The following is a 17,696-nucleotide window of genomic DNA, read 5'->3' on the forward strand; positions in this document are numbered from 1 at the left end:
CATGGATGTTAAAATTTGTACAATGGGCGAATTGTTTGTTGAATTTGTTGCTAAGGAATTCAATCAACGGTTTGATTATACAAATGAATATATTGGACCATACCCTAGTGGAGCCCCGGCTATCTTTGCAAATCAAGTTGCCAAATTAGGTTTTCCAGTTATCTTTTTAAGTTGTGTAGGAAAAGATCCTTTTGGAAAAATGTGCATTAACCGACTTAAACAAGATGGGGTTAATGTTAATGGGATCACTTCTCACAATAAAGTAAAAACAGCTAGCGCATTTTCAACGCAAATTGGTCCAAAAGAGCGAAGTTTAATTTATAACGTTTTAAATAGTGCCTGTGGCTTAATTTCATTTGATCATGTGAATGAAGCTTTATTAAAAGACTGCAATCATTTACATATTATGGGATCATCACTTTATTCATTTCGAGCCATTGATGCGATGTGCAAAGTAATAAATTTTATTAAAAGCCATGGAGGAACTGTTTCTTTTGATCCTAATTTGCATAAAGAAATGTCGGAGATTCGTGAGATAGAACAGTCTTTTAGTTATATATTAGAATTTACCGATATCATTTTGATTAATGAAACACAAGTTAGGTATTTTTCTGAAAATTATGAAAGTGATGAAGAAACGATTAAAGCTTTATTGGAGAAAGGTATCAAACATCTCGTGGTGAAAAAAGGCAGTGATGGTGCGAATTATTATTGTTGCGATGATAAAAATAATATTAATACAATTTATTCTAAGGGTTTTAATATTGATGCGATTGACCATTCGGGTGCTGATTACTGCTTTGATGCAACTTTTGTGAGTTTACTACTGTCAGGATTTAGTGCTGAACAGGCTTTAATGTATGCAAATGCTTGTTATGCGTTGTCTTCATCTTATAAAGGACCAATGGAAGGAACATCATCCCTTATCGCGATTGAAAAATTCTTATCGGAAAATATAAATAATTAATCTTATTTCAAACCCTAAAAAAAATCCCAATAACAATGTTATTGGGAAAACATAAGGAATAGGAAAACAATGAAATAAATGCATTGTTGTACATATTATGCACTCTTTTCAGATAAATTTTAGTTAAGATATGCGTAGGTTTAGTTAAATTGTTAGTATTTGTTTTGTTAATAAATAGTAAATCTTTTAACTGATTTCGTTATAAGAATATTTCAAGTAATGAATTTAAAAATAATTTCCCATGCTCTGTGATTTTCCAGCATTGGTTGTTATCAATCAAATATTTTTTTTCAATAGCAGTCGATATCTGCTTATCAATAGAGTGTAAAGGTAAAAAAGTTCGTTGTTCAAATTCGGATTTAGGTGTGGCTTCAAATAATCTAAATCTATTCATAAAAAATTCAAATGCTAACTCATCTTTAGGGACAGTATAAGATTGCTCCAAATAACGTCCTTCTAAATATCCTTTAGGATGTTTTGTTTTTACGGTGCGAATAATTGTGCCATCATTTTGGGTTAATTTTCCATGAGCACCACAACCAATACCGATATAATCACCAAACCGCCAATAATTTAAATTATGTTGGCATTGATAATTGGCCTTTGCATAAGCAGATGTTTCATATTGTAGGTAACCATGCTTAGTCAATAATTGATGGCCTTGTTGATAAATATCCCATAACATATCATCATCAGGTAAAACAGGCGGTTTAGAACCAAATAAAGTGTTAGGTTCTATTGTAAGTTGATACCAAGATAAATGTGGCGGTGCAATTTCTATTGCCTGTTTTAGATCACTCAATGCATCACATACTGTTTGATTAGGCAAGCCATGCATTAAATCTATATTAAAGCTTTTTAACTTTAAATTTTGTGCTAATTTTCCAGCATCTATTGCTTCTTGCGGATTATGAACTCGTCCTAATTTTGCAAGCTTATCTGCTTGAAAGCTTTGTACACCAATTGATATTCGATTAATTCCAGCTTGTTGATATCCCTTAAATCTTTCTACATCAACTGAATTAGGATTGGCTTCAATTGTTATTTCTGCGTCGTGATTAATTGGTATAATTTTATTTATACTCATTAATAATTTATTAATTAACTCCGCGGAGAAAAGACTGGGTGTACCTCCACCAATAAAAATAGATTCAATAGAACGATCATTTGAAAGCACGACGTCTTGTTTTAAATCATTAATTAAATGATTTATATATGCTGAATAATCGGGCGTTTTCTTCATGTTATGTGAATTAAAATCACAATATGGACACTTTTGTACACACCATGGCATATGTATATATAAACTCAACGGGATTTTATATTGAACCATATACCTTTCCTCAAATTTTTAAAAAAGTGTCAGCAACTGATAATAAATAGCTGGCTATATTACTCCAATTTAGTAAAAAAAGCTTTTATTCCGTTTTTATAATTCGAATAATGCGCGTACAATTAATGACTAAAGACGATGTTCGCCAAGCAAATTAGATAGTTAGGAGTAAATATGAGTATTATTAAGCAGATTTTAGATAGTGATTTATCAAGTACATCAGTGAGTGCATCAGTTAATCAATGTACATTTGGTGAATTGCCTGTCATAGTGATTAAACATAAAACGTGTTCAGCAGCAGTATCGTTACAAGGTGCTCATCTTTTATTTTGGCAACCTTCAACAGAACCGACACCGGTTATTTGGTTAAGTCAAAAAGCTAACTTTAAAAAGGAAGTTGCAATTAGAGGGGGAGTACCAATTTGTTGGCCATGGTTTGGTAAATTGGGTGATCCTATGCATGGTTTTGCGCGTCTGGTTGAATGGAAATTAGATTCTTGCAAAGAAGATAATAATGGAGTGAATTTAACTTTATCATTAACTAATAATCAGCAAACAGAACAGTTTTTCACAAAACCTTTCCAAGCTTGGTTAACCATTCATGTTGGACAAACGTGTGAAGTGAATTTATCTTGCACTGGGGATTTCGAAGCAACAAGTGCATTACATACTTATTTTGAAGTTAATAATATTAATGATGTCACTGTTAAAGGTTTAGGCGATTCTTATCAAGAACGCTTAGCAGTTGAAAATAAACCATCAATTTCAGGGCAACTTACCTTTAATCAAGAGGTTGATCGCATTTATACCCATGCGGATGACTCAATCCTTATTACCGATGGTAAACGAACAATTAAATTAACTAATGTTAATGCAAGTGATGTTGTTACTTGGAATCCTTGGATAGATAAAGCTAAAGCAATGGCGGATTTTGCTGATGAAGAATATCAATCTATGGTATGTGTTGAAACGTGTCGTATTAATAAGTCGTTAAAATTATCGCCAATACAGAAATCAACATATGGATTTAAGATTGAAGTTATTTAATCATTAGGTTTTGATATTGCAAACGCAATCAATATAAGACTATATCTTTATTAAACTCATTATTTGATTGCGTTTACAATCATAACACTTTATAATCCTTAGCGCTTTTTAGAGCATCAATTTTATAGCCAACTACTGGGTCGCCTGTAATTGGTTTTTTATTTAGAATAAACAAGAGAAATCAATATGTTTAAATTTAAAGCAGAAGTTAGAAAAGAGCATGGTAAGGGTGCGAGCCGCCGCCTGCGTCACGCTGGTCAGTTCCCAGCAATTGTTTATGGTGGAACAGAACCTGCAATTTCTATTGTGTTAGATCACAATCAAATTTTCAATATGCAAGAAAAACCAGAGTTTTATTCTGAAGTACTAACTATTGAAATTGACGGTAAAGCAGTTAAAGCTAAAGTGCAAGCAGTACAACGTCATCCATTTAAACCAAAATTAGTTCACATGGATTTTGTACGCGCATAATCATATGTTTGTTGAAAAATCATTCAACAATATCTTTAAATAAAAGGTCACCTAAATGGTGACCTTTTATTTTTTACTATAGTCTTAAAACGACAAATACCTATTGTTATAATTTATTCTATTAACTTGATGTATATTGGTATCAAACATAATAAAATAAATTGTAGATTACACCATTTTAGGAGAAACTCATGTCTGATATCCCAGCTTGCGATTTGGTAATTTTTGGCGCTAAAGGGGATTTAACAAGGCGCAAACTATTACCGTCTCTATATCAATTAGAAAAATATGGAAAGTTGCCAAAGCAGACAAAAATTTTAGGTGTAGGTCGAGCTGATTGGGATCAAGCCGCTTACACTGAGGTTGCAAAAGATGCGTTAACCACATTTATGACTGAACCACTAGATGAAAGTATTTGGCAACGTTTTAGCCAACGCCTTAACTTTCATAAATTAGATGTTAATGACATTGCCGGTTTTAATTTATTAAAAGATAAGCTTGAAAAGTCACATCCTGCTATTTTCTATTTTGCGATGCATCCCAATGCCTTTGGTACGATTTGCCAAGGGTTAGCTGAAGCAGGTTTAAATCAGGCTCAAAATAGAATTGTAATGGAAAAACCACTAGGTTTTGATCTGCAATCATCAAAGGAAATTAATGATTCAGTTGCAAAATTTTTCAGTGAATCACAAGTTTATCGTATCGACCATTACTTAGGAAAAGAGTCAGTTTTAAATTTACTCGCACTTCGTTTCGCTAATCCTGTATTTGCTTCGCTTTGGGATAGAAATTCTATTGATCATGTTGAAATCACTGTTGCAGAACAAGTAGGAATTGAAGGTCGCTGGGGTTATTTTGATAAAGCGGGTCAAATGCGTGATATGGTGCAAAACCATTTATTACAAATTCTGACGATGATTGCCATGTCTCCACCTGCAAATCTTGAAGATAATAGCTTGCGTAGAGAAAAGATTGCTGTACTTAATGCATTACGTCCAATTAATAAAGCAAATATCCGTGAAAAAGTTGTTAGAGGACAATATACTGCAGGGTTTGTTAATGGTATCAATGTCCCTGGTTATTTAGAAGAAGATGGTGCAAACAAACAAAGTAATACGGAAACATTTGTTGCTATTCGAGTTGATATTGATAATTGGCGTTGGGCGGGTGTTCCTTTTTATTTACGAACCGGAAAACGTTTACCAAGCAAGTGTTCTGAAGTAGTAGTTTATTTTAAATCTTTACCCCTTAATTTATTTAGTGAGTCTTATTCTGAACTACCGCAGAATAAACTAACAATTCGTCTACAGCCAGATGAAGGTATGGATATTGAAATTTTAAATAAGGTGCCAGGATTAGACAGTACACATAATTTACAAACGACTAAGTTAGATTTAAGTTTTAGTGAAACTTTTCATCAACAAAGTGCTGATGCTTATGAGCGGTTGTTACTTGAAGTGATGCGAGGAAGACAAGCATTATTTGTTCATCGAGATGAAGTAGAGGCAGCTTGGAAATGGGTTGATTCAATTATTAGTGCCTGGAAATTAGATAATGAACCACCTAAAACTTATCCTGCTGGTACTTGGGGGCCTGTCGCTTCGGTTGCTTTGATAACTAAAGATGGTCATTCATGGCATGAGTTTGAATAGAGGAATTTAACAATATGTTTACATTAAAAAAATATCCAAATAGTCAATTATTAATTGAAGATTTAGCTGCTTATATTGTCAAAGATTTGAAACAAGCTATTGATAAAAAGGGACATGCTTCTATTGCTGTATCAGGTGGTAAAACACCTATTCCATTATTTAAACTATTAAGCCAACAAGATTTAGATTGGCACAATGTTTTTATTACATTAGTAGATGATAGATGGGTAGATGATACCGATGACGCTAGTAATGAAAAATTAGTGTTAACTTACTTATTACAAAATAAAGCTAAATTGGCCAATTTTGTAGGTTTAAAAAATAGTTGTGATAATCCATTTGATGGTGCAGAAATTACAGACAAAATTTTAAATAAAATTCCTATGCCTTTAGATGTTTTAATCTTAGGAATGGGAGAAGATGGTCATACTGCCTCACTTTTCCCGGGTGCAGCAAATTTGCGGGCTGGTTTGGATATGAAATCAGGTCGCAAAGTTGTTGGAATGACTCCATTGACGGCTCCATTAGACCGCATTACTTTAACATTACCAACTATTTTAGATAGTCAAAATATCTATCTGCATTTAGTTGGAGAAAGCAAAATGCAGGTATTACAACAAGCAGAAAAGGGAGATGATATTAATCAAATGCCAATTCGTGCAATACTGCAACAAAACAAAGTCAATGTAATTGGTTTTTGGACAGCATCTTAACTGAACAATCAACTTTGCCAGTTTTACTGGCAAAGCTCTCATTTCTGGTCTTATATTAAAACACCTATTGAGCTATTTTTAATCATTAATAAATTGATTATTTGTTACTTTTTTTATTATTAGTTTGTTTCGGATATTAATAAACACTGTTAATAATTTCGTCTTACCATTTCTAAGCGCTTCACTTAATTTGTTAGTGCTCACTTATTATCTTATTAATTTCTTAAATTGTTAGAAATTAATTGATTAAATATCTATTATTTTTGTAACTTTTGTGGTAAAAAGTGGGGTTAAGTGGTAAAAAATAGGTTTTTAATTAACATATTGATTTTTTAATAATTTAAAAATAATAAAAATTAACAATTACGGTGCTTTCATGTTTAGTGGTGCAATTTCAGTCAATTTAGATAGCAAAGGGCGAATAGCAATCCCTACTCGTTATCGTGAATTTTTGCCTGATGGTTTAGTTTGTACCATTGGTTTATATCACCCCTGTTTGACACTTTATTCAATGACTGAATGGCAAAAAATTGAATTACAGCTATCAACATTATCAACAGTTGTTGAAGCAGAACGAAGAATTAAAAGACTATTATTAGGTTATGCAACGGAATGTAATTTAGATAATGCAGGACGTATTTTACTTCCACCAACTTTACGTACTTATGCAAAACTAGAAAAACATACCATGTTTGTTGGCCAATCTAATAAATTTGAGATATGGGATGAAGCAATTTGGTATCAACAAATTAGTGATGACATTGCCACATTATCAACAGATGTTGAAAACTTATCAGAAAATTTAAAAAGTCTAACAATTTAATAAGAGTAAATAAAGATGGATTATCAACATAAAACTGTTTTGTTAAATGAAGCTGTGGCTGCATTAAATATAAAAAAAAACGGTATTTATATTGATGGTACTTTTGGGCGTGGTGGTCATTCTAGGTTAATTCTTGAACAATTGGGCGAACAAGGGAAACTAATTGCAATTGACCGAGATGAACGTGCTGAACAAGCCGCACTTAATATAACCGATCCTAGGTTTACTTTTATTCGAGGAGAGTTTTCGAATGTACATCAATATATCAATGATTTAGGGTTGTTAGGTAATATTGATGGCTTTTTATTAGATCTGGGGGTTTCATCTCCACAATTAGATGATCCTGAAAGAGGATTTTCTTTTATGCGAGATGGACCACTTGATATGCGGATGAATAACCGCAAAGGTGTAACTGCAAGTGAGTGGTTACTAAATAGTGATGAAAATGATATCGCATGGGTTTTAAAAACTTTTGGGGAAGAAAAGTTTGCCAAAAGGATTGCACGTGCAATTGTGGAACAGAATAAAGTTTCACCAATTACTCGTACATTAGAATTAGCAAATCTAATTGAAAAAGCAACACCGAAAAAAGACAAAAATAAACACCCAGCAACACGCTCGTTCCAGGCTATTCGCATTTATATAAATAGTGAATTGGAAGAAGTTGAGCAAGCCTTAAATAGCAGTTTGTCAGTGCTTGCTGCTCAAGGAAGACTTGCAGTTATTAGTTTTCATTCATTAGAAGATAGAATTGTAAAACAATTTATAAATAAACAGAGTAAAGGTCCTAATTTACCAGCTGGCTTACCATTAACAGAACAACAAATTAAACAATATGGTGATGCTAAATTAAAATCACTTGGCAAAATTAAGCCAAGCAATAATGAAATATATGGTAACCCGCGTTCTCGAAGCGCGATATTAAGGATAGCAGAAAGGAAAAATGAATAGTAACAATGAAATTTATCAAAGAACAAGTGTAGATATACACAATCAAAAAAGACCCAGCAAAAGTTTATTTGGATTAATCCTTAGTGATTTGCTCGGCCATCAAAAAATTTCATTATTGTTATTGGTTTTTATTATTATTTCTGCTGGAGCTGTATTAGTTATAACCCAGCAAGTCCGTAAACAATTATTTGAACGTGAACAATTATTACTCGAACAAGATGTTTTAGAAAGTGAATGGCGTAATTTAGTTATTGAGGAAAATGTACTTGCTGATCCAAAACGTGTTGAAGATAAAGCTAAAAATCAATTGGGCATGTCGTATGTGACACCGCAAAATGAAACCGTTATTGTGATAAAGAGTAAATAATGAAGTTTGCTAATAAAAGAGATAATGTAAAACATACTACAAAATCGAATAAAGGGAATAAATTAAATAGTAAAAAACAAATTTTTACCCTCACTCGATTTTATATTGTTTATGGTTTTATTATTTTAGCAATTATTGGTTTACTTGTCCGATTGGCAATTTTACAAATAATAGAACCTGATAAGTTAATTGCTGAAGCCAATAAACGCTCAATTCGTCATCAAGAAATGAGCGCACCTCGAGCAATGATTACGGATCGTAATGGCAGAGCATTGGCTGTTAGTGTACCTATGTATGATGTTTGGGCTGATCCGAAAATTGTTGTACAAAAAGGCGGAGTTGATCCTAATGATATCCGTTGGCAAGGATTAGCAAAGACATTGAATATTCCAATGTCGACACTAGAGCAAAAATTGAGTAATCCATCGATGCGTTTTGTTTATTTGTCTAAACAAATTACACCAACAATATCGGATTATTTAAAACAATTAAAATTACCTGGTATTTCGTTTGCCAAAACATCTAAACGTTATTATCCAGCAGCTGAAAATATAGCACAATTAATCGGTTTAACTGACATTGATGAAAATGGAACGGAAAAAGGTTCAGAAGGAATTGAAAAAAGCTTTAATAAATGGCTGATTGGTGAATCAGGACAACGTGTTGTTAGGCGAGATCGTGTTGGTAGAGTTATAGAAGAATTAGAAAGGACTGAAAGTGAAGTTGCTTCTGATTTGACATTAAGTATTGATGAACGTTTACAATCGCTCGTTTACAGTGAACTTAGTCAAGCTGTGGAATTTAACAAAGCTGATAGTGGCACAGCTGTTTTAATTGATGTTCACACGGGTGAAATATTGGCTATGGCAACCAGTCCATCCTATAACCCGAATAATCGATCTTCAATTGATTATAGTTTATTACGAAATCGAGCGATAACAGATGCATTTGAGCCAGGTTCAACAGTTAAACCTTTAGTTGTTATGGCTGCATTAGAGAAAAAAATAGCTGATTTAAATACGGTTATTGATACTAGACCTTTTTTGGTAAATCGTTATGAAATCAAAGATGTGTCTTATCAAAAAGCCCTAAATTTGGCTGGTATCCTTGAGAAATCAAGTAACGTCGGTGTGAGTAAGTTAGCTTTACAAATGCAATCGGGTGATCTTGTTGAGTTTTATAGCCGTTTTGGGTTAGGACAACCAACTGAACTCGGTTTAGGTGGAGAAGTGAGTGGTTCAATTGCTGCTGATAGAACAAGAAAATGGGCTGATATAGAAAGAGCGACGTTTTCTTTTGGTTATGGATTAAGTGTTACCCCACTACAGCTAGCTAGGGCTTATGCAACTATTGGTAGCTATGGTGTTTATCGACCTGTTTCAATATTAAAAATTAACAAGCCAGTAGAAGGTAAACGAGTTGTAGCTGAAAAAACAGCTAAAACAGTAGTGCAATTAATGGAAGCGGTTGCTGTGACTGGAGGTGGTACCAAAGCTTCTGTCCCTGGATATAGTGTAGGTGTTAAAACGGGTACAGCTAAAAAATTATCTGGTGGACGATATGTTAATCAATATTTAGCTTATACCGCTGGTATTGCACCAGCAACAGGACCTAAATATTCACTGGTTGTTGTTATCGATAATCCAAAAGCTGGGCAATATTATGGTGGTTCTGTTTCAGCCCCTGTTTTTAGCCGTATTATGGGGGGAGTTCTTAGAACAATGAATGTAAAACCAGATCGTCAAGTTGATGGTCAAATGATTGTATATTAGTAGGTAATAAATAATGGCAACAAGCACATTTAAAACTTTATATAACTTATTAGGTGGGAATCAACTACCAGTAGATGATTTTCCGCTTAATCAATTAGTAATTGATAGTCGGAAAGTGCAAAAAGGAGATGTGTTTGTAGCTATTAAAGGGTATACCGTTAATGGTAAAGATTTTATTCCTCAAGCAATTTCATCAGGTGCTGTTCTTGTTCTAACTGAAACAAACAGAAAATCAAATGATTTGAAAATTGATTACCTAAATCAAAAAGACGAGAAAGTTATTCCACAAATAAGTGTGTTTCAACTTTCTCAAAAATTATCAAAAATTGCAGCTGATTTTTATCATTCGCCTTCTAAACATTTATCTGTAATTGGAGTAACAGGGACAAACGGTAAAACGACAATTACGCAGTTGATTGCACAATGTGCAACTTTATTAAATAAAAAATCCGCATTGTTAGGCACGATTGGTAATGGTGTTTACAATCATCTCGAACCCTCGCCAAACACAACTTTATCTGCTGTAGAAGTTCAGTCTTATCTAGCTGATTTTGTAGCAAAACGTGTTCAAGTTGTGGCAATGGAAATTTCTTCCCATGGGTTATCGATGAATCGGGTAAAAGAATTACATTGTGCAGCGACAGTATTTATTAATCTAAGCCGAGATCATCTTGACTATCATAAAACGATGAATAGATATGCTAAGGCAAAATGGTCGCTATTTAGTTCTGATGAAAAAGAAAAGCAGGTAGCTAGTTCAGGAAAACCCATTATTAATTATGATGATGCTTATGGACGACGTTGGATTGATAAATTATCAAAAGCTACTGCAGTATCATGCCAACCTAAGTCATTGCGACGCTTGAAGATGATGGACAACCCTTTTGTTGGTGTGTCAATGATTGAATATCATGATAAAGGTGCCGAAATTCATATGGAATCAAGTTGGGGTAATGCCATTATTCATAGCCGACTACTAGGTGAATTTAATGTATCAAATTTACTATTAGCAATCGCAACATTACTAACACTTGATTATCCATTTTTTGCAGTAGTCAATATGGCATCGTATCTTAAGCCAATATGTGGTCGCATGGAAGTGATACACGTGAAAAATAGCCCAACGGTAATCATTGATTATGCCCATACACCTGACGCTCTACAAAAAGCATTACAAGCAAGCCGCATTCATTGCAAAGGTAAATTATGGGTGATTTTTGGCTGTGGAGGCGATAGAGATACAGGTAAAAGACCATTAATGGGGGAAGTTGCTGAACAGTTTGCCGATAAAATTGTATTAACTAATGATAATCCTCGTACTGAAGATGAAATAAAAATTATTCATGATATACAAGAAGGGCTAACTGACGTTAAAAATACACAAGTTATTACTGATAGAGTTGAAGCTATCACAAAGACCCTAGCTCAAGCCAAACCTGATGATGTTATTCTAATAGCTGGGAAAGGACATGAAGATTATCAGATTATAGGTATAACAAAGCATCATTATTCAGATCAAGAAACCGTAAAACAGATTTTAGGAGTAGAGAATCAATCATGATTCCTTTAGATATTAAGCAAGTTGAAAAAATAGTTAATGGGACTTCTTATCATATTCAAGATGAGAGATTAACTATTGAAGAAATTTGTACTGATTCACGAAAAATTACTCATAAATCACTATTTATTGCATTAGTGGGTGATAAATTTGATGGTCATTTATTTGCTAAACAAGCTATTAAAGATGGAGCTTGTTTGGTAATTGCTAATCACAAACTCGACGATGATATTCCTCAAATAGTAGTAAATGATACCCATTTAGCATTAGGTCAAATCGCTTCATTTGTGCGAGATCAAAGCTCAGCTAAAATTGTCGCGTTGACTGGTTCATCAGGTAAAACATCTGTGAAAGAAATGACTGCTACTATTTTACAGCAGTGTGGTGAAACACTTTATACTCAAGGTAATTTTAATAATGATATTGGAGTTCCATTAACGTTATTAAGATTATCAAAGCAAGATCAATTTGCAGTTATTGAACTGGGTGCAAATCATATTGGTGAAATTGCTTATACCACTCGTTTAGTTAAACCAAATAGTGCACTCATTAATAATATTGCTTTAGCTCATATTGAAGGTTTTGGTTCACTTGAAGGGGTAGCAACAGCTAAAGGTGAAATCTTTGAAGGGCTTTCAGAAAACGGCATCGCGATTGTTAATTTAGATAGTTGTTCTGATAATTGGTTAAAAGAGCTAAATAATAAAACTGTTTGGACCTTTTCTTTACATAATTCTTCTGCTGATTTTTATGCTAGTAATATAAAAGTAATGGATCAGACTATTTTCACATTGTGCACACCAATTGGTGAGAGTGAAATCACCTTACCATTAGTTGGTGAGCATAATGTATCTAATGCAATTGCTGCTGCAGCTTTAGCAATATCAGTAGGTGCAACTTTAATAGAAGTTAAGAAGGGATTAGCAACGTCGAAATCTGTGAAAGGGCGTCTTTACCCAATTAAATTAAATCAAACTCAATTAATTTGGGATGATTCCTATAATGCTAATGTTGGGTCAATGTCGGCTGCTATTAATGTTTTAGCAACTCAACCAGGTTATCGAGTTTTAGTCGTAGGTGATATGGCGGAATTGGGACATAACGCAAAAAATTATCATCAACAAATTGGTGAATTAGCTAAACAACAAAAAATTGATTGTGTTGTCAGTGTTGGTGATTTAAGCGAATTGATTAGCCAATTTAGTGGTGTTGGACACCATTTCGTTGATAAACATAAAGCAGTTGAGTTTTTGTTAGCGTTATTACAAAAATATCTAAACTTAACTATGTTAGTTAAAGGTTCACGTAGTGCAAGAATGGAAGAACTAATCACAGAAATTCAATTAAAAACAGGTCAGGATTAAAAATTATGTTGGTGTGGATATCAGAATATTTAGTTAAATATTTTACTTTTTTTAATGTTATTTCTTATCTAACGGTAAGGGCTATTCTTGCGTTATTAACATCATTGGCAATTTCGTTAATTATGGGGCAAAAAGTAATTGATTGGCTTCAAAAATTACAAATTGGTCAAGTTATTCGCCACGATGGTCCTGAATCTCATTTAAGTAAGAAGGGAACACCAACAATGGGTGGAACGCTTATTTTAGCTTCTATTTCGTTTTCTGTTTTTCTATGGGCAGATCTACGAAATCCTTATGTTTGGGTAACCTTATTTGTTTTACTGGGTTATGGTCTTGTTGGTTTCGCTGATGATTATTTAAAAGTTATCCGTAAAAATACTGCGGGTTTAATTGCTAGGTGGAAATATTTTTGGCAGTCAGTTATTGCATTAATTGTGGCTTTTGGTCTTTATGCATATGGGAAAGATAGTTCCGTAACAGTATTAGTTGTTCCTTTTTTCAAAGATGTTATGCCGCAATTAGGGTTATGGTTCATTTTACTGACTTATGTGGTTATTGTTGGTGCAGGTAATGCAGTAAATCTTACTGACGGTTTAGATGGCCTAGCAATTATGCCAACTGTGTTTGTAGCTGCTGGTTTTGCTCTTGTTGCTTGGGCGACAGGTAATGTTAACTTTGCTGCATATTTACATATTCCATATATCAAATTTAGTGGCGAACTAATGATTGTTTGTACTGCAATCATTGGTGCAGGTCTTGGCTTTCTATGGTTTAACACCTATCCAGCGATGGTTTTTATGGGTGATGTAGGCTCGTTAGCTTTAGGTGGTGTGTTTGGGATTATCTCAGTACTACTGAGACAAGAATTTTTATTATTAGTAATGGGTGGAATTTTTGTTATAGAGACTTTATCCGTAATTTTACAAGTAGGTTCGTTCAAATTAAGAGGTAAACGAATTTTCAAAATGGCACCAATTCACCATCATTATGAATTAAAAGGTTGGCCAGAACCAAGAGTAATTGTTCGGTTTTGGATTATTTCATTGATGTTAGTCGTAATTGGTTTATTAACCTTGAAATTACGTTAAATAAAATAGAGTAGGATTGCATCATGGTTGACTATCAAGGTAAAAAAGTTGTTATTATCGGATTAGGGATAACAGGACTTTCGTGTGTTGACTATTTTCTTGCTCAGAATGTTATACCGAAAGTGATTGATACACGTTTATCTCCTTCAGGATTAGACCAATTAGATGATCGTGTTATTTATCATTTAGGAAATCTAAATATAGACTGGCTATTTGATGCAGATCTGATTATTGCCAGTCCTGGTATTGCATTATCTACACCTGAATTACAAAAAGCCGCTGAAAAAGGTATTGAGATTGTTGGTGATGTCGAGCTTTTTTGCCGTGAAGTTAATCAAGATAGAAATAAAAAAATTATTGCTATTACAGGGGCAAATGGTAAAACAACCGTTACTACATTGGTTGGGGATATTGTCAAAGAGGCTGGATTAAAAGTTGGCGTAGGTGGCAATATCGGTGAACCTGCTCTTTCACTATTAAAACAAGATTGTGATATTTATGTGTTAGAACTTTCGAGTTTTCAGTTAGAAACGACATCAAGCTTACAAGCTTCTGTGGCAACAATATTGAATATTTCCGAAGACCATATGGATCGTTATCCTCTTGGTTTAATGCAGTATGCTGAAGCTAAACAACGTATTTATCACAATGCAAAATGTTGTGTAATTAATCATGATGATAAATTAACTAAACCAAAGAATAATCATCACCACTGTGTTTCATTTGGAATAAAGGCTGGAGATTATCATTTAGATGATAATTATGAATACTTGATTGCACAACAAAAGCCAGTCCTAGCGACTAACGCAATGAAATTAATTGGATGTCATAATTATTTGAATGCATTAGCAGCATTAGCTATTGCCGATAGTTTAAACATTGATCGTGATTCAAGTTTGAAAACTATTGCTAATTTTCAGGGGTTACCTCATCGCTTTGAGTTAGTATTTGATAGTAATGGGGTAAAATGGATTAATGACTCTAAAGCAACAAATGTAGGTAGCACAGAAGCTGCTTTAAATAGTGTTATATGTAATGGAAAATTGTTTTTGTTGCTAGGTGGAGATGGCAAATCAGCAGACTTTTCACCTTTGATTCCTTATTTAAAAGGTAGAAATATTGAAATTTTCTGTTTTGGACGAGATCGAAATTTACTTGCTAATTTAGCTCCTAATATATCAACGATTACAGAAACGATGGCTGAAACTATTGAATGTATAGCTAAAAAAGTAGCACCAAAAGACGTGGTGTTGCTTTCGCCTGCTTGTGCAAGTTTAGATCAGTTTAAAAATTACATTGAACGCGGAAATCTTTTTGCACAACTTGCTAAGCAGTATACTCAAAGGGGTGAAAAATGACATTCTTTTGGATAAGAAAACAAGTAAATCCAAATATTCCTTTCGATAACCAGTTGCTTTGGACAGTAATTGGTTTAATGATATTTGGTTTAATTATGGTGACATCCTCATCAATGGCATTTAGTGAAAGTGCTCCTTTCTTTTATACCCAACGTGAGTTAATCCAAATTGGAATGTCGCTATTTTTAATGTGTATAGCTTTATATATTCCTATGCAACGTTGGCAACAATTTGGATCAGTTTTATTAATTATTTCAATTATTATGCTGATAGTTGTTTTGGGGATTGGTTCTTCAATTAATGGTGCGTCGCGTTGGATTCCGTTAGGTGTTTTTAATTTTCAACCAGCTGAGCTTTCTAAATTATCATTATTTCTATTTTTAGCAGGTTATCTAGCTCGTAAATCAGATGAAGTTCAAAACGGATTTTGGGGCTTTTTTAAACCTATGGTGGTGATGGCTGTTTTATCAATTTTATTACTAAAACAGCCTGACTTAGGTACGGTGATTGTATTATTCATGGTCACAATTGGCATTTTATTTATTGCTGGTGCACAATTATGGCAATTTATTGCCATTTTACTAACTGGGGTTGGTGCAGTTGCTTGCCTTATTTTATATGAATCTTACCGTTTGACTCGTTTAATGACATTCCTTGATCCATGGCAAGATGCAACTGGAGCCGGTTATCAGCTTGTTGCTTCATTAATGGCTATTGGTAATGGTGGTATAACTGGACAAGGAATTGGTAATTCTATTTTTAAATTACGCTATCTACCTGAATGTCATACTGATTTTATTTTTTCAATTATTTCAGAAGAGTATGGATATATCGGTGTCGTAGCTTTGTTGTTATTACTTTTCTTTCTAACATTTAAAGCATTAGCTATAGGATATCGGGCGTTAAACGAAGGATCTCAATTTTCAGGCTATTTGGCTTGTGAAATCGGCATTTGGTTTGGTTTTCAAACTTTTGTTAATGTTGGTGTAACATCCGGTATGTTACCTACAAAAGGTTTAACTTTGCCATTTATTAGTTATGGCGGCTCAAGCCTTATTGTAATGAGTATTGCAGTTGCAATATTACTAAGAATAGATTTTGAGTTTAGACAACAACAAGCTCAAGCAAGAATAAGGTCAATTAAATAATGAAAAAGTTATTAGTCATGGCTGGTGGTACTGGTGGGCATGTATTCCCTGGTATTGCTGTTGCTCATCATTTAATGAAACAAGGTTGGCAAGTAAGATGGTTAGGTACAGCTGATCGTATGGAGGCACAGTTAGTGCCTGAAAATGGAATTGAAATAGACTTTATTCAAATATCAGGACTACGTGGCAAAGGTAAACTAGCATTATTAAAAGCGCCTTATAAAATATTGAAAGCTGTTTTACAAGCTAGGAAAATTTTAAAAGCGTATCGTCCTGATGTTGTTTTAGGTATGGGCGGGTATGTTTCAGGGCCTGGTGGAATAGCTGCCAAAAGTTTAGGTATTCCAGTGGTACTACATGAACAAAATGGCATTGCGGGATTAACAAACAAATATTTGGCTAAAATTGCAACTAAAGTTTTACAAGCTTTTCCAACAGCATTTAAAAATGCCGAAGTGGTTGGTAATCCAGTTCGTAGTGACTTATTAACAATTGAAGAACCCAGTGAAAGACTCAAAAATAGACAAGGCCCTATTAGAGTCTTGGTTATGGGGGGTAGTCAAGGCGCCAAAGTAATCAATACTGTTGTTCCTCAAGCAATTTCAAAATTGTCTGATAAATTTATTGTTTGGCATCAAACGGGCAAAGGAATGTTAGATGATGTAATTAAATCTTATCAGAACTGTAACATTAACCAAGTAACAGAATTTATTAGTGATGTTAAAGAAGCCTATAGTTGGGCTGATATAGTTATTTGTCGAAGCGGTGCATTAACTGTGAGTGAAATAGAAGTTGTTGGTATTGGTGCAATTTTTGTCCCTTTTATGCATAAAGATCGCCAGCAATTTTGGAATGCAAAATCTTTAGCTGATATTGATGCAGCTAAGATTATTGAACAGCCTGATTTTAATGTTGATTCATTATTTCAATTACTTTCAAACCTAAGTCGACAAGAATTAGTTGAAATGGCTGCAAAAGCGAAAAGTTTATCCATTATAAATTCGACAGAAAGAGTGGCAGAAACACTGATTTCAGTGGTAAAATAACGAATTTTATTTATAATTTTAAGTAACAGTTTTGTTAA

16 protein-coding genes are annotated in these 17,696 nt (G+C 33.7%); 15 read left to right on the plus strand and 1 reads right to left on the minus strand.

The features are described 5' to 3' along the window. Position 1: 1 nt before the first annotated feature. Positions 2 to 967: a sugar kinase gene (locus J3U09_RS05790; RefSeq protein WP_267357499.1), complete on the plus strand. Its 966-nt coding sequence runs from the start codon at positions 2 to 4 to the stop codon at positions 965 to 967. A gap of 199 nt (positions 968 to 1,166) precedes the next feature. Here J3U09_RS05790 and hemW read toward each other — a convergent pair whose 3' ends face one another. Beyond that, a complete protein-coding gene (hemW, locus tag J3U09_RS05795; protein ID WP_267357500.1) occupies positions 1,167 to 2,300 on the minus strand; it encodes a radical SAM family heme chaperone HemW in 1,134 nt (377 codons plus the stop codon). 174 nt (positions 2,301 to 2,474) lie between these two features. On the opposite strand from hemW, the gene J3U09_RS05800 reads away from it, so the two are divergent. From J3U09_RS05800 to murG, 14 genes are all read left to right on the plus strand, one after another. Next, positions 2,475 to 3,347, plus strand: a complete 873-nt coding sequence (locus J3U09_RS05800) for a D-hexose-6-phosphate mutarotase (protein ID WP_267352825.1) — start codon at positions 2,475 to 2,477, stop codon at positions 3,345 to 3,347. Positions 3,348 to 3,533: 186 nt separating this feature from the next. After that, entirely contained in the window at positions 3,534 to 3,818 is a 285-nt protein-coding gene (gene rplY, locus J3U09_RS05805) for a 50S ribosomal protein L25 (protein ID WP_065562334.1), read from the plus strand. A gap of 191 nt (positions 3,819 to 4,009) precedes the next feature. Beyond that, positions 4,010 to 5,470, plus strand: coding sequence for a glucose-6-phosphate dehydrogenase (gene zwf, locus J3U09_RS05810; RefSeq protein WP_065562333.1), 1,461 nt, complete (start codon positions 4,010 to 4,012; stop codon positions 5,468 to 5,470). A 14-nt stretch (positions 5,471 to 5,484) separates the two neighbouring features. Beyond that, complete coding sequence (pgl, locus tag J3U09_RS05815; RefSeq protein WP_065734809.1) at positions 5,485 to 6,183, plus strand: 6-phosphogluconolactonase; 699 nt, start codon at positions 5,485 to 5,487, stop codon at positions 6,181 to 6,183. 376 nt (positions 6,184 to 6,559) lie between these two features. After that, on the plus strand, positions 6,560 to 7,006 hold the full coding sequence (mraZ, locus tag J3U09_RS05820) for a division/cell wall cluster transcriptional repressor MraZ (protein WP_065562331.1): 447 nt from the start codon (positions 6,560 to 6,562) through the stop codon (positions 7,004 to 7,006). A 9-nt stretch (positions 7,007 to 7,015) separates the two neighbouring features. Then, positions 7,016 to 7,957, plus strand: coding sequence for a 16S rRNA (cytosine(1402)-N(4))-methyltransferase RsmH (rsmH, locus tag J3U09_RS05825; protein WP_141673911.1), 942 nt, complete (start codon positions 7,016 to 7,018; stop codon positions 7,955 to 7,957). Continuing rightward, on the plus strand, positions 7,950 to 8,324 hold the full coding sequence (ftsL, locus tag J3U09_RS05830; RefSeq protein ID WP_065562329.1) for a cell division protein FtsL: 375 nt from the start codon (positions 7,950 to 7,952) through the stop codon (positions 8,322 to 8,324). Before rsmH ends, ftsL begins: the two co-directional genes overlap by 8 nt. After that, complete coding sequence (gene ftsI, locus J3U09_RS05835; protein ID WP_267357501.1) at positions 8,324 to 10,096, plus strand: peptidoglycan glycosyltransferase FtsI; 1,773 nt, start codon at positions 8,324 to 8,326, stop codon at positions 10,094 to 10,096. The genes ftsL and ftsI overlap by 1 nt, the downstream gene beginning before the upstream one ends. 13 nt (positions 10,097 to 10,109) lie before the next feature. Beyond that, complete coding sequence (gene murE, locus J3U09_RS05840) at positions 10,110 to 11,657, plus strand: UDP-N-acetylmuramoyl-L-alanyl-D-glutamate--2,6-diaminopimelate ligase (protein ID WP_220225122.1); 1,548 nt, start codon at positions 10,110 to 10,112, stop codon at positions 11,655 to 11,657. Beyond that, a complete protein-coding gene (gene murF, locus J3U09_RS05845) occupies positions 11,654 to 13,018 on the plus strand; it encodes a UDP-N-acetylmuramoyl-tripeptide--D-alanyl-D-alanine ligase (RefSeq protein WP_267357502.1) in 1,365 nt (454 codons plus the stop codon). Before murE ends, murF begins: the two co-directional genes overlap by 4 nt. A 5-nt stretch (positions 13,019 to 13,023) precedes the next feature. Continuing rightward, the gene (gene mraY / locus J3U09_RS05850) at positions 13,024 to 14,106 is read left to right on the plus strand and encodes a phospho-N-acetylmuramoyl-pentapeptide-transferase (RefSeq protein ID WP_065734813.1); all 1,083 of its coding nucleotides are present in this window, start codon (positions 13,024 to 13,026) and stop codon (positions 14,104 to 14,106) included. 23 nt (positions 14,107 to 14,129) lie between these two features. Continuing rightward, positions 14,130 to 15,464: a UDP-N-acetylmuramoyl-L-alanine--D-glutamate ligase gene (gene murD / locus J3U09_RS05855; protein WP_267357503.1), complete on the plus strand. Its 1,335-nt coding sequence runs from the start codon at positions 14,130 to 14,132 to the stop codon at positions 15,462 to 15,464. Next, positions 15,461 to 16,612: a cell division protein FtsW gene (gene ftsW, locus J3U09_RS05860; RefSeq protein WP_065562324.1), complete on the plus strand. Its 1,152-nt coding sequence runs from the start codon at positions 15,461 to 15,463 to the stop codon at positions 16,610 to 16,612. The genes murD and ftsW overlap by 4 nt, the downstream gene beginning before the upstream one ends. Continuing rightward, positions 16,612 to 17,658, plus strand: a complete 1,047-nt coding sequence (murG, locus tag J3U09_RS05865) for an undecaprenyldiphospho-muramoylpentapeptide beta-N-acetylglucosaminyltransferase (RefSeq protein ID WP_267357504.1) — start codon at positions 16,612 to 16,614, stop codon at positions 17,656 to 17,658. Before ftsW ends, murG begins: the two co-directional genes overlap by 1 nt. Positions 17,659 to 17,696: the final 38 nt, after the last annotated feature.

This window comes from Gilliamella sp. B2889, assembly GCF_026536885.1.
GTDB lineage: Bacteria > Pseudomonadota > Gammaproteobacteria > Enterobacterales > Orbaceae > Gilliamella > Gilliamella apicola_E.